Here is a 13,073-nt window from a genome sequence, read left to right on the forward strand (position 1 = left end):
CCGTCCCGCCCCCGGCTAGCCGAAAAACGACATTGCGTCCCCCGGGCGACCGCTCCTCCTTCTACATTGCAGAAGTATCCCGGGGGTCGTCCATTGGTGCGCCATTGCTTCGAGAGCCAATGGACGACGGGCAGCGCCCCCGGCCGGCCGCCGCTAGCTCACCCTCCGGCCTTCAACTTATCCAGCACGTCGAGGAGTGCCGGCGAGAGATCGGTGTGGTGGTGAACGATCTTCCATACCCCGCCCTCGCGGCGGTAGACATTCGTCACCCGGTGCTCGATCTCCGCCGCGTGCCCGGCAAGTGTCACCCTGCCCTTCTCCACCCCGGTCTCGACCGCCATGTCGCCGCCAAGCTCGATCTTCTGGTCGAGCAGCGCGACCTCACCCCCCGTGGCCGCCTTCGCGACCGCGCCGAAGGAGGCCACGACATCAGCCCGGCCGAGATTGCGGCCACCGATCGGATGCTGCGCGGTCGCCCCCTCGCTCGCCGACCAGACATCGGCCATCGGGCCGTTGTCGCCATTGGCCATCGCGTTCAATGCCGCGTAGAACCGTTCCGAAGCGGCGCGGACATCGCTTTCACTGGACATTCTCGATCCTCCCTTTCCAGAAGTCGCGGGACCAGCCCGCTCGTTGCCGTTCCTTCGCTATGGCGCCTCATGCCTCGGCTTCGAGGCCCGCCTTCAAGGCGCTGAAGAACTCCTCCCTTGCGTTGGTGCGCGGATAGGGCTCGCCCGGAACCTCGGAGCCGAGGTAGGCGCAAAGCGGCGACCAGCCCTCGGACGCGGCGAAACTCAAGCCGCGGCCCTCCTTCTCAAGCCGGCGCACCGCCTCCACGTTCTCGCGATAGGCCGCGAGGATGCCGTCGCGGTCGGTCCGTCCGGCCAAGGCCTTGCCGATCACCACCGCCTCGACCATCTCGAACCAGGGCTTGGCGTGATCGGGCCAGGAAGCCCGGTCGGTCAAGACCGGCAGGATCGTCTGTGAGAAGCTCTCGTACCAGCGTTCGGGATCGCGCGCCGAGAGGACGACCTTCGCCTCCGGAAAAGCCTGGTGGATCTCGCGCCAGTAGGCGGCGGCGGGGAAATCGACCGCGGCGCCGAACCCCGAAAAGATCGCGCCGAAATCCGGCCGCCCGTTCACCACCTCGGTCCAGAGCGCGACCTGCGCCGGATTGCCGATCACCTCGGCCATGTGATGGCAGGGATCGAAGCCGAGCTGTTCGAGCGCGAGCTTCAGGGAATAGGTGCCCGTGCGGCCGAACCCCGCACCGATGATTTTGAGTGCCATGTGCGCGTCCCTCCATTATGAATGAAACTGACGATGCGCGTCGAATGATCGGTTTTCACGCGAGATCCTGCGCCAGTAGCCCTAAATAATCCAACGAAACGATTTCATGCATCATGAATGAAATTAATCTCAACCACGTGGACCTGAACCTCCTGGTCGTGTTCGAGGTCCTGATGGAGACCCGCAGCGTCACCGTCGCGGCCGACAGGCTCGGCAAGACCCAGTCCGCGATCAGCCATGCGCTCGCGCGCCTGCGCCAGCAGCTCGGCGATCCGCTGCTGGTGAAGGTCGGCGGCCGCATGCATCCGAGCCCCTATGCCGAGGTGCTGATCGAGGATGTCCGACCGATCCTGCGCGGCATCCGGCGGGTGATCGCGCCCCGCGACCTCTTCGATCCCGCGACCAGCGACAGGGTGTTCCGCATCGCGATCCCGACGCTCACCCGGCTGATCGCCGAGGTGTCGGCACGGGTGGCGCGCGAGTCGCCGCATGTCCGAATCGAGTGGCTGCCGCCGCATCACGACGTCTACGCCGCCCTCAGCGAGGGGCTCATCGACCTTGCCCATCTCGGCGGCACGCCGCGCCTGCCCGACGGCCTGAACGAACAGGTGGTGGAGCCCTTCTCTTGGGTGACCTTCGCGCGGCAGGATCATCCGGCCGTCCGGAACTGGGGGCTCGACGCCTGGCGCCGCTATCCGCACCTGATGGTCAATGTCACCCGCGCCGCCCAGAACCCCTTCGCCGAGACCGCCGGGGGCCCGGCCGGCGGGCGCCGGGTCACCGCGCTCATCGGCGACTCGGCCGGGGTCGCCTCGATCCTCGCCCAGTCGGATTTCCTCGCGACCTTCCCCGCGATGCTGCTCGCCTGGGACATGGAGGCGTACGGCCTCCGCGCGCTGCGCCCGCCGGTCGCGCTCGACCCGGTGCCGGTCCGTTTCTTCTGGAGCGCGCGGCTCGCCAATGACGCCGCCGGGAGCTGGATCCGCTCGGTGGTGATCGAAGCCTACCGGCGCCTGCAGGCGGAAGCCGAGGCGAAGCTCGCGCCCGACCGTCTGGTCGCGCCAGCGTAATCCGGCTCTGGACCGGATCGGCGCCACCCCCTAGCCTCGGCGACGGAAAGGGGCGGGACATGCTGCGCTATCTCCTCGGACGCCTGATCTCGCTCGGCCTGAGCCTTCTGGTTGCGAGCCTCGTCATCTTCACCGTGATCGAGGTCGTGCCCGGCGATCCCGCCGCCTACATGCTCGGCCTCAACGCGAGCGAGGACACGGTGGCGGCGCTCCGCGAGAGGCTCGGGCTGAACGCCGCGCCACCTATCCGCTATCTTGGCTGGATCACCGGCATGGCGCGGGGCGATTTCGGCCTTTCCTACACCTACAAGGTGTCGGTGGCCGATCTCGTCGCCCAGCGCCTCGCGGTCTCGCTGCCGCTCGCGGCCTATGCGCTCGCGCTCGCCACGCTGATCGCCTTCCCGGCCGGGCTTCTCGCCGCCGCGCGGCGCGGGCGGGCGGCGGATGCCGCCGTGATGGGGGCGACGCAGATCGGCATCGCGCTGCCAAACTTCTGGTTCGCGATGCTTCTCGTCCTCGTCTTCGCGCTCCATTGGCAGATCTTCCCGGCCGGCGGCTTTCCGGGCTGGCAGAGCGTCGGCGCGGGCCTCAGGGCGCTGACGCTGCCCGCGATCGCGCTCGCCCTGCCGCAGGCCGCGATCCTCGCCCGCGTGCTTCGCTCGGCGCTGATCGAGACGCTCGACCAGGACTACATCCGCACCGCCCGCGCCAAGGGGCTCACGCGCGGCCAGACGATCCTGCGCCATGCCCTTCGCAACGCGATGATCCCGGTCCTGACAATCCTCGGCATGCAGTTCTCGTTCCTGATCGCCGGGGCAATCATCATCGAAAATGTCTTCTACCTGCCCGGTCTCGGGCGGCTGATCTTCCAAGCGATCACGCAACGCGACCTGATCGTCGTCGAAAGCGTGGTGATGATCCTCGTCTTCGCGGTGATCCTCGTGACCTTCCTCGTCGACCTCGCCTATGCCGCGATCGATCCGCGCCTGAGGAAACGGGCATGAGGCTGCCGCTCCTCCTCGGCCTGGCCCTGTCGCTGGCCGCACTTCTCGCGGCCGTCGTCTCGCTGGTCTGGACGCCCTACGACATCACCGCCATGGCCATCGCCGAGCGGCTTCAACCGCCCTCCCCCGCCCACTGGCTCGGTACCGACCATTTCGGCCGCGACATCGGCGCGATGCTGATGGCGGGGGCGCAGACCTCGATCGCCGTGGCTCTCGTCGCAGTCGGTATCGGCATGGGCGCGGGCGTGCCGCTCGGACTTATCGCCGCCGCCAACCGGGGCAGCCTGATCGACGAGGCGGTGATGCGCCTCAACGACCTCGTCTTCGCCTTTCCCTCGCTCGTGATCGCGATCCTGATCACCGCGGTCTTCGGCCCCTCGGCCCTGAACGCGATCCTCGCCATCGGCATCTTCAACGTGCCCGTCTTCGCCCGCGTCACGCGCGGGGCGGCGCTGTCCCTCTGGACGCTCGACTTCATCCGCGCCGCCGAGGTCGCGGGGAAAGGCCCCGCGCGGATCTCGGTCGAGCACATCCTGCCCAATCTCGCGAACCTCCTGATCGTGCAGGGCACGATTCAGTTCTCGCTCGGCATCCTCGCCGAGGCGGGGCTTTCCTATGTCGGCCTCGGTGCGCAGCCGCCGACCGCCTCGTGGGGCCGGATGCTCGCCGAGGCTCAGACCATGGTGACGCTCGCGCCCCATGTCGCGATCTTCCCCGGCCTCGCCATCGTCCTCACCGTCCTTGGTCTCAACCTCCTCGGCGACGGCCTGCGCGATCATCTCGACCCAAGGCTGAGGCGGATCCGATGACGTTGCTCTCAGTCCGGGGCCTGTCCCTGTCCATCGACGCGACGCCGATCCTCGCCGAGGTCTCCTTCGACATCGCGCCGGGCGAGACCTTCGGCCTCGTCGGCGAATCTGGCTCCGGCAAGTCGATGACCGCGCTTGGCGTGATGGGCCTCCTGCCGAGCGGCACGGTTGCCGCGGGAGAGGTGCGCTTCGCCGGTGAAAACCTGCTCTCCCTGCCCGAACGACGGCTCACCGCGCTTCGGGGCAACGAGATCGGCATGATCTTCCAGGAACCGATGACGGCGCTCAACCCGATGAAGACGATCGGCGACCAGGTGGCCGAGACGCTCCTGATCCACCGCGCGGCCCGCCGCGCCGAGGCCCGCGCCGCCGCCCGCGACCGGCTCGCCCGCGTCGGCCTGCCCGAGGAGCGGTTCCCGCTCTCGCTCTACCCGCACGAACTGTCGGGCGGCCAGCGCCAGCGCGTCGCCATCGCCATGGCCATCGCGCTCCGGCCGAAGCTCCTAATCGCCGACGAGCCGACGACTGCGCTCGACGTCACCACCCAGGCGCAGATCCTCGACCTCCTGAAGCGGCTGACGGCTGAGGAAGGCATGGCGCTCATGCTCATCACCCACGACCTCGCAGTCGTGGCGGGCATGGCAACCCATGTCGCTGTGATGCAACAAGGCCGCATCGTGGAAGACGGCGCGACCGGGACGGTGTTCCGCACCCGCGCGCACGACTATACGCGCAAGCTCTTCGCGGCTTCCGGGCACCGGCCCGCGCGCACGGCCCGGACCCGGCCCGAGACGCTCCTCGAGGTCGAGGAAGCCGTGCGCGAATATGCTCTCCCCCGCCCCACTGCCTTCGCCCCGCATCCGCGCCTGCGCGCGGTGGACGGCGTGAGCCTCACGATCCGCAGGGGCGAAAGCCTTGGACTCGTCGGCGAATCCGGCTGCGGCAAGTCCACGCTGACCCGCGTGATCCTCGGGCTCGACCCGATCCAGTCGGGCCGGGTGCGACTCGGCGGGGCCGAGGTGACGGCGGGACGGACGATGCCGCGCGCGCTCCGCGCCCGGATGCAGGTGGTGTTCCAGGACCCGTACGGCAGCTTCAATCCCCGCCACCGCGTCGGCCGCCTCGTCGCCGAGCCGTTCCACCTGACCGGCACCCCGACGGACGCAAGCGATCGCGTCGCGGCGGCACTTGAGGAGGTCGGGCTCGAGGCCGGCGACATGACGAAATACATCCACGAGTTTTCCGGCGGCCAGCGCCAACGCGTCGCCATTGCCCGCGCGCTGATCATCCGCCCCGACCTTATCGTGCTCGACGAGGCAGTCTCGGCACTCGACGTCCGGGTCCGCGCCCAGGTGCTCGACCTCCTCGCGCGCTTGCAGGACAGCCACGGGCTCGCCTACCTTTTCGTCAGCCACGACCTCTCGGTCGTGCGCGCCGTCACCGACCGGGTCCTCGTCATGCGGTCCGGCCGGATCGTCGAGGAGGGCGAGACCGAGACCGTCTTCACCCGCCCGTCCCACCCCTATACGCGGCAACTCGTCGCGGCGACACCGGTGATCCCGGCCAATTGGAAGGAGGAGGCCCATGACGATTGACCGGCTCTGGTTCGACCCGACCGAATGGCTCGCCGGTGGGGCCTGGCGCCCAGCGTCGGAGACGCTGCCGATCGAGGACCCCTCGACGGGGTCCGAGATCGGGGCCCTGGCGAAGGGCGGGGCGGCGGAGATCGACGAAGCAGTCGCCGCTGCCGAGGCTGCAAGGACCGGCGACTGGGGCCGGATGACGGCGGCCGAGCGCGGCCGCGTCCTCATGAAGATCGGCCGCATCGTCGAGACGCGCGCCGAGGACCTCGCGATCCTCGAATCCACCGATGTCGGCAAGCCGCTGAAGCAGGCCCGCGCCGATGTGGCAGCCCTCGCGCGCTACATGGAGTTCTACGGCGGCGCGGCCGACAAGGTGATGGGCGACACGATCCCCTATCTCGACGGCTACACCGTCTACACCCTCCGCGAGCCGCATGGCGCCACAGGCCATATCGTGCCCTGGAACTACCCGATGCAGATCATCGGCCGCTCGGTCGGCGCGGCCCTCGCGATGGGCAATGCCTGCGTCCTGAAACCCGCCGAGGAGGCCTCGCTCACCGCCCTTGCCTTCGCCCGCATCGCCACCGAGGCCGGCCTGCCCGCCGGTGCGCTGAACGTCGTTCCCGGCCTCGGCGAGGAGGCGGGTGCCGCGCTGTCCGCCCATCCCGGCGTCCGGCATCTGAGCTTCACCGGCTCCGTCCCGGTCGGGCGCCTCGTCCAGACGGCGGCAGCCGGGAACGTCGTCCCCGTGACTCTGGAGCTCGGCGGCAAGTCGCCCCAGATCGTCTTCGCCGACGCCGATCTCGACGCCGCCCTGCCCTTCCTCGTCAATGCCGGCATCCAGAATGCCGGCCAGACCTGTTCTGCCTCCTCGCGAATCCTCGTCGAGCGGCCGCGTTACGCGGAGGTCGTCCAGCGCATGGCCGAGCGCTACCGCGCGCTTCGCGTCGGGCGCGCGCTCGACGATCTCGAGCTCGGCCCGCTGATCTCCGCGCGCCAGAAGAAGATCGTCGAAAGCTATCTCGCCGCTTCCGACGACCTCACCGTCGCGGCGCGCGGCGAGATCGCGGCGAGCGCGCCGCGAGGCGGCCATTACGTCGCGCCGATGCTTCTTGCCGATGTCCGCCCCGACCATATCCTCGCCCGCGACGAGATCTTCGGGCCGGCGCAGGTCGTGATCCCCTTCGACGACGAGGACGAGGCCGTCGCCATCGCCAACGGCACCGATTACGGACTCGTCGCCTCGGTCTGGAGCGACAACGGCGCCCGCCAGATGCGGATGGCGAAGCGGGTCCGCGCGGGCCAGGTCTTCATCAACAACTACGGCGCGGGCGGCGGGGTCGAACTGCCGTTCGGCGGCGTCGGCCGCTCCGGCCACGGCCGCGAGAAGGGATTCGAGGCGCTCTACGGCTTCTCGGTCCTGAAAACCGTCGCTGCGCGCCACGGCTGACGGCGTCATTGACCACGATCAGACTTCGGCACGTTTCCTTGCCTATCCTGCGGGCGGCTCGGGCTTTCAGGAGGATACAGCAATGGAAGATGTCGAACGCCTGCTCAAGGGAACCGTGGAAGAATTGGAAAGGCTTCTCAGCGCCAAGAACGTACTCGGCGACCCGATCGAGAAGGACGGCGCGACGATCATCCCGATCGTCAGCTACGGCTTCGCCTTCGGTGCAGGAGGCGGCGCGGATATGAAGAAGGGCCAGGGCGGTGGTACCGGCGGCGGTGGCGGAATCAAGCCCCTGGGCGCGATCATCATCGACAAGGAGGGCGCGCGGGTCGAAGGCGTCCACGGCGCAATGTCGACAATCGCCCAGATGCTCGGCGAGGCCGCGTCGAAAGCGATCGAAAAGGCCGCGGGCGCGGCCGGGGCGGCGAAAGCCGGGGGCTGAGGGGCGATGACTGCCCTTCTCTGGGGCTTGCTACTGCTTTCGGGTCTCGCCCTTCTCGCGGTGATCGCCCTGCCCGTCCATCTCAGGCTCCGGGCCGAGGCGGGCGCCGCGCTGCGGTTCAGGGCCGAAGCACGGCTCGTCGCCGGGCTGACGCCGGCCCTGCCGGTCTTCGACAGCACCGGAGGGCGCAAGCCCCGACCCGCACCCGGCCGCCCCTCGGCGGCAGCGCCGGGACGCAAGAGGCGCCGGAAGCCCGACGCCGGCGGGCGTGGCCGCGCGCTGCGGATGGTCCGCGCCGCGCCCCGTCTGCTCGGCGGGGTGCTGCGGCGGGTCCATCTCGACCGGGTCGCGGTCACGGGCGTGTTCGGCCTCGCAGATCCGGCCGAGACCGGGCAGCTTTATGGCTGGCTGGCGCTGCTTATCCATGCCCCGCGGCCGCCCCGGGTCGCGCTCGACCTGCGTCCCGACTTCACCGGGCCAAGCCTCGCCGGGCAGGCGGAGGTGGCATTGTACCTGACCCCGATCGCCCTTCTCGGGCCGGTGCTCCGCTTCGGCTGGGACGTATTCGTGGTGCCGCGATGACGCTCCGCCTCGATCCGCCACGCCGCCTTGGCGGCATCGTCGTTGCCGCGCTCTGCGAGACGGGCGCACACGGATGGCGCCTGCCCGGCGCTCTGGGGGCCGCCGGCGCCAAGCGGCCGGTCGCGATCGTGATCTGCACGAAGGACGGGATCGTGGCGGTCGACCCCCAGGGCCAGCCGCTCGCCCTAGCCGATCTCGAGGCGGCCTTTCCTGCTCTGCGCGACCGCCTTGAGGCGGCGATGCCTCAAGATGGCGGTTGAGTTCACGCCCGCAATCGGCAGGCTGGATGGCGGGAGGGCGGCGATGCGACTCGAAGGCAAGACGGCGATCGTGACCGGCGCGGGATCGGGCTTCGGCGCGGGAATCGCGCGAAAGTTCGCGGCCGAGGGCGCGCGAGTGATGGTGGCCGACATCAACTCGACGGCCGCCGAGGCTATCGCGGCCGAGATCGGCGGCATCGCCCGGCGCGTCGACGTCGCCTCGGCCGAGAGCGTGGCGGAGATGGCCGCGACCGCGGCGCAAGCCTTCGGCGCGGTCGACATCCTCGTCAACAACGCCGGGGTGACGCATCTGCCGAGTCCGCTCGAAGAAGTGAGCGAAGCCGATTTCGACCGGGTCTTCGCGGTGAACTGCAAGGCGGTCTACCTGACCGCCCGCGCGCTGGTCCCGGCGATGAAGGCACGCGGTGCGGGCGCAATCCTCAACGTCGCCTCGACCGCCGGGCTTTCGCCCCGGCCGCGGCTCAACTGGTACAACGCCTCGAAGGGCTGGATGATCACCGCGACGAAGACGATGGCGGTCGAGCTGGCACCGACCGGCGTACGGGTCAACGCGATCTGCCCGGTCGCCGGCGAGACGCCGCTTCTGAAGAGCTTTCTTGGCGAGGACACGCCGGAGATGCGGGCGAAGTTCCTTTCCACGATCCCGATCGGGCGGTTCTCGACACCCGAGGACATGGGCAATGCGGCGTGCTTTCTCTGTTCGGACGAGGCGGCGATGATCACCGGTGTGGCGCTCGAGGTGGATGGCGGGCGCTGCATCTGAGCGCGGAGCCGGGGGCGCTGCCCCCGGACCCCCGGGATATTTCGGAAAAGAAGAAGGGATGGGGGCATGAAGGTTGTCAATCTCGCGGAGAAGCTCGCGCAGTTCGATGCGCATTGGCAGCCGAAGGTCGTGGCGGACTACAATGGCAACGACATCATGGTGGTGAAGTTCCAGGGCGAGTTTCCGTTCCATGAACATCCCGACACCGACGACCTGTTCCTGGTTCTCGCGGGCGAGGTGCTCCTCGATGTCGAGGAGGAGACCCATCGGCTGGGTCCGGGTGAGCTGTTCGTCGTGCCGAAGGGAGTGCGCCACCGGCCACGGGCGGAGCGCGAGGCGCAGGTGCTGCTGATCGAGCCGCGGAACACGCCCAATACCGGCGATCCGGCGACGGCGGCGGTCAAGGAGCGGATCTGATGCGGCCGGGTGCGCGCAACCTGATCACCGATGTCGCAGGGCTTGTGGTCGGCAATGCCGAGGACCACGGGCTTCGCTCGGGCGCGACCGTGCTTTTGGGCGCGCGGCCCTTCGTCGCGGCGGTGCATGTGATGGGGGGCGCCCCCGGCACGCGCGAGACCGACCTGCTTGCGCCCGACCGGCTGGTGAGCGAGGTCGACGCACTGGTCCTGTCGGGCGGCTCGGCCTTCGGGCTCGATGCCTGTTCGGGCGTCGCGGACGGGCTCCGTATGGCAGGTCGTGGCTTTGCCGTGGGCGAGGCGCGGGTGCCGATCGTGCCGGGGGCGATCCTCTTCGACCTTCTGAATGGCGGCGACAAGGACTGGGCCGAGGATCCCTACCGGCGGCTCGGCCGGGCGGCGCTGGACGCAGCCGGGGCGGAGTTCGCGCTCGGCACGGCTGGCGCTGGGACCGGGGCCACCGTGCACGGGCTGAAGGGCGGGCTCGGCTCGGCCTCGGCGGTGCTCGACAATGGCGTCACGGTGGGCGCGCTGGTCGCGGTCAACGCGCTCGGCGCGGTGACGGTGGGGGGCGGGCCGCAGTTCTGGGCGGCGCCCTGGGAGATGGGCGCGGAATATGGCGGGCTCGGCCTGCCCGGCGTGTTCGCGCCCGGTGCCGAGCCGGTGCCCGCGAAGCGCCCCGGTGAGGCCACCACGATCGCCATCGTCGCCACCGATGCCGTGCTCGACCGGGCCCAGGCGCATCGGGTGGCGGTGGCGGCGCATGACGGCATGGCGCGGGCGATCGTGCCCGCGCATACGCTCCTTGACGGCGATCTGGTCTTCGCGGCGGCAACCGGGGCGCGGCCGCTCGCCGATCCGGTCGCCGACCTCTTCGCGCTTGGCCATGCCGCCGCATGCTGCCTCGCCCGCGCCATCGCCCGGGGTGTCCATGCGGCGGAAGCGCGTCCGGGCGACCTCCTGCCGAGCTGGCGGCAGAAGTTCGCCCCCTAACCGAGAAGCGCCGCCATCAGCGGGCTGTCGGGGGGCTTGAGCCCCTCGATGACGTCGAAATGGTGGCGCTTCGGCTCGATCGTCACCGGGCAGGCCCAGGCATTGCCGAGCCTGCGCGCCTGATCGAGGAAGGCCGGGCGCTCGTCGCCACCGACCCAGACATGCACGCTGGTCCCGGGGCGGCGCGGGTGAAGCGCCGGGCTCTCGTCCCGGGCTTCGGCTTGATCGAGCCGCAGATCGGCGTTCATCGCGGTCTCGATCAGCGGCCGCAGATCGGCGAGCGGCGAGATCGGCACGATCCGGGTGAGTCGCTCGACCACCGGCAGCGCGGCATCGGCGGAAGCCATGCGCGCCGCGAGATGCCCGCCCGCCGAGTGGCCGGTGAGGACCACGGGGCCCGCCACCGCACCAGCCATCATTGGCAGCGCGGCCGCGATCTCGGCGGTCATTTCCGAAATCCGTGCCTTGGGCGCGAGCGTGTAGGCGGGCATCGCGCAGGCCCAGCCGCGCGCCAGCGCGCCGGAGGCGAGATGCGAGAAGTCGCGCGGCCCGAAGGCCAGCCAATAGCCGCCATGAACGAAAACCATCAGCCCCAGAGGCTCCGCATCAGGCAAGAAAAGATCGAACCAGCCGGCTTCGGCGGGGCCGTAGCGCAGCCCGAGCCGCGCTCGCTGCCCGAGTGCCGCGCGGAACGTCGCCGCGCCTTTTGCCCAGCGCGGCGGGTAATCGGCGCCGCCGGGGATAAACTTTGCATTCGCGTAAGCGTCGTCATATCTCATGTGCAACCACCGCTACCCGGCAGGACGCTGGACTTTCGTGCCGGTCTCGTGCATTTGATCAAATTGCCAATACAGGGGGATTCCATGCTCGATTCCGTCACCGACCTCCGGTCGCTCTTGAAAGACCCGTCGCTTCTGGCCACGCAGGCCTATGTCGCCGGAGAATGGATCGACGCCGACGACGGCGCAACGTTCGAAATCACCAACCCGGCACGCGGCGACGTGATCTGCACCGTGCCCGATCTTTCCCGCAAGGAGACCGCCCGGGCGATCGCCGCCGCCGAGGCGGCGCGCAAGGCCTGGGCCGCCCGCACCGGCAAGGAGCGCGCCGGCGTTCTGCGCAAGTGGCACGACCTGATGGTCGCCAATGCCGACGATCTCGGCGCGATCCTGACCGCCGAGATGGGCAAGCCGCTGGCCGAGGCCAAGGGCGAGATCCTCTATGGCGCTTCCTTCGTCGAGTGGTTCGCCGAGGAAGCCAAGCGGGTCTATGGCGAGACGATCCCCGGCCACCAGCCCGACAAGCGCATCACGGTGATCAAGCAGCCGATCGGGGTCGCGGCCTCGATCACGCCGTGGAACTTCCCGAACGCGATGATCGCCCGGAAAGTGGCCCCGGCGCTCGCGGTGGGCTGCGGCTTCGTCGCGCGGCCGGCGGCCGAGACGCCCTTGTCGGCGCTCGCCATGGCGGTGCTCGCGGAACGCGCCGGGGTTCCGGCGGGGCTTTTCTCGGTCATCACCTCGAAGCGGTCGTCGGACATCGGCAAGGAGTTCTGCGAGAACCCGATCGTGCGCAAGCTCACCTTCACCGGCTCGACCGAGGTCGGCCGGATCCTCCTGCGCCAGGCCGCCGACCAGGTGATGAAGTGCTCGATGGAGCTTGGCGGCAACGCGCCCTTCATCGTGTTCGACGACGCCGATCTCGACAAGGCGGTCGAGGGCGCGATGATCTCGAAGTTCCGCAACAACGGCCAGACCTGCGTCTGCGCCAACCGCATCTATGTGCAGGCCGGCGTCTATGACGCCTTCGCCGAAAAGCTCGCGGCGGCGGTAAAGAAGCTCAACGTCGGCGACGGGTTGAAGGACGGCGTCACCACCGGCCCCCTGATCAACGAGGCGGCGGTCGAGAAGGTCGAGGAGCATATCGCCGACGCGCTCGCCGGTGGCGGGCAGGTCGTGACTGGCGGCCAGCGCCACGCGCTCGGTGGCACGTTCTTCGAGCCGACGGTCGTCACCGGCATCACTCCGGACATGAAGGTCTCGACCGAGGAGACCTTCGGCCCGCTCGCGCCCCTGTTCCGGTTCGAGACCGAGGAAGAGGTGATCGCGCATGCCAACAACACGATCTTCGGGCTTGCGAGCTACTTCTACGCCCGCGACATCGGCCGCATCACGCGGGTCCAGGAGGCGCTGGAATATGGCATGGTGGGCGTGAACACCGGCCTCATCTCCACCGAGGTGGCACCGTTCGGCGGCGTCAAGCAATCCGGCCTCGGCCGCGAGGGTAGCCATCACGGCGTCGAGGACTACCTCGAGATGAAATACATCTGCCTCTCCGTCTGAGGCGACAGCAACGACCGGGACCGGCCGCGGGATGCAGATCCTGCGGCC

General features: G+C 69.4%; 15 protein-coding genes. 12 read left to right on the plus strand and 3 right to left on the minus strand.

All coding sequences use genetic code 11. The features are described from left to right. Positions 1-158: 158 nt before the first annotated feature. Together OEZ60_RS05455 and OEZ60_RS05460 are read right to left on the minus strand one after the other, a co-directional pair. Entirely contained in the window at positions 159-590 is a 432-nt protein-coding gene (locus OEZ60_RS05455) for a YybH family protein (RefSeq protein ID WP_263333989.1), read from the minus strand. Positions 591-657: 67 nt separating this feature from the next. After that, positions 658-1,290, minus strand: a complete 633-nt coding sequence (locus tag OEZ60_RS05460; RefSeq protein ID WP_263333991.1) for a sulfotransferase family protein — start codon at positions 1,288-1,290, stop codon at positions 658-660. 137 nt (positions 1,291-1,427) lie between these two features. Between OEZ60_RS05460 and OEZ60_RS05465 the strand changes: the two genes are divergently transcribed. The 11 genes from OEZ60_RS05465 to OEZ60_RS05515 all read left to right on the plus strand — a co-directional run bounded on the left by OEZ60_RS05465 (position 1,428) and on the right by OEZ60_RS05515 (position 10,683). Then, complete coding sequence (locus tag OEZ60_RS05465; protein WP_263333992.1) at positions 1,428-2,360, plus strand: LysR family transcriptional regulator; 933 nt, start codon at positions 1,428-1,430, stop codon at positions 2,358-2,360. Positions 2,361-2,419: 59 nt separating this feature from the next. Beyond that, the gene (locus OEZ60_RS05470; protein WP_263333994.1) at positions 2,420-3,364 is read left to right on the plus strand and encodes an ABC transporter permease; all 945 of its coding nucleotides are present in this window, start codon (positions 2,420-2,422) and stop codon (positions 3,362-3,364) included. Further along, positions 3,361-4,173, plus strand: coding sequence for an ABC transporter permease (locus tag OEZ60_RS05475; protein WP_263333996.1), 813 nt, complete (start codon positions 3,361-3,363; stop codon positions 4,171-4,173). The genes OEZ60_RS05470 and OEZ60_RS05475 overlap by 4 nt, the downstream gene beginning before the upstream one ends. Beyond that, positions 4,170-5,768 carry an ABC transporter ATP-binding protein gene (locus OEZ60_RS05480; RefSeq protein WP_263333998.1) on the plus strand — a complete coding sequence of 533 codons (1,599 nt, stop codon included), beginning with the start codon at positions 4,170-4,172 and terminating at the stop codon, positions 5,766-5,768. Before OEZ60_RS05475 ends, OEZ60_RS05480 begins: the two co-directional genes overlap by 4 nt. After that, a complete protein-coding gene (locus tag OEZ60_RS05485; protein ID WP_263333999.1) occupies positions 5,758-7,206 on the plus strand; it encodes an aldehyde dehydrogenase family protein in 1,449 nt (482 codons plus the stop codon). Before OEZ60_RS05480 ends, OEZ60_RS05485 begins: the two co-directional genes overlap by 11 nt. 82 nt (positions 7,207-7,288) lie before the next feature. Next, on the plus strand, positions 7,289-7,648 hold the full coding sequence (locus OEZ60_RS05490) for a GerW family sporulation protein (RefSeq protein ID WP_263334001.1): 360 nt from the start codon (positions 7,289-7,291) through the stop codon (positions 7,646-7,648). A 6-nt stretch (positions 7,649-7,654) separates the two neighbouring features. Further along, positions 7,655-8,230: a DUF2953 domain-containing protein gene (locus OEZ60_RS05495; RefSeq protein ID WP_263334003.1), complete on the plus strand. Its 576-nt coding sequence runs from the start codon at positions 7,655-7,657 to the stop codon at positions 8,228-8,230. Beyond that, entirely contained in the window at positions 8,227-8,490 is a 264-nt protein-coding gene (locus OEZ60_RS05500; protein WP_263334004.1) for a hypothetical protein, read from the plus strand. Before OEZ60_RS05495 ends, OEZ60_RS05500 begins: the two co-directional genes overlap by 4 nt. A gap of 43 nt (positions 8,491-8,533) precedes the next feature. Next, positions 8,534-9,274 (plus strand): glucose 1-dehydrogenase, encoded by a 741-nt coding sequence (locus tag OEZ60_RS05505; RefSeq protein WP_263334212.1) that lies wholly within the window; start codon positions 8,534-8,536, stop codon positions 9,272-9,274. A 66-nt stretch (positions 9,275-9,340) separates the two neighbouring features. Continuing rightward, positions 9,341-9,691: a cupin domain-containing protein gene (locus OEZ60_RS05510; protein WP_263334006.1), complete on the plus strand. Its 351-nt coding sequence runs from the start codon at positions 9,341-9,343 to the stop codon at positions 9,689-9,691. After that, positions 9,691-10,683, plus strand: a complete 993-nt coding sequence (locus tag OEZ60_RS05515) for a P1 family peptidase (RefSeq protein WP_263334008.1) — start codon at positions 9,691-9,693, stop codon at positions 10,681-10,683. Before OEZ60_RS05510 ends, OEZ60_RS05515 begins: the two co-directional genes overlap by 1 nt. On the opposite strand, the gene OEZ60_RS05520 is transcribed toward OEZ60_RS05515, so the two are convergent. After that, complete coding sequence (locus OEZ60_RS05520; RefSeq protein ID WP_263334010.1) at positions 10,680-11,462, minus strand: alpha/beta hydrolase; 783 nt, start codon at positions 11,460-11,462, stop codon at positions 10,680-10,682. The two genes, OEZ60_RS05515 and OEZ60_RS05520, sit on opposite strands and share 4 nt — an antisense overlap. An 84-nt stretch (positions 11,463-11,546) precedes the next feature. Between OEZ60_RS05520 and OEZ60_RS05525 the strand changes: the two genes are divergently transcribed. After that, positions 11,547-13,025, plus strand: coding sequence for an NAD-dependent succinate-semialdehyde dehydrogenase (locus OEZ60_RS05525; protein WP_263334011.1), 1,479 nt, complete (start codon positions 11,547-11,549; stop codon positions 13,023-13,025). Positions 13,026-13,073: the final 48 nt, after the last annotated feature.

The sequence above is a fragment of the Albidovulum salinarum genome (assembly GCF_025673475.1).
GTDB lineage: Bacteria > Pseudomonadota > Alphaproteobacteria > Rhodobacterales > Rhodobacteraceae > Albidovulum > Albidovulum salinarum.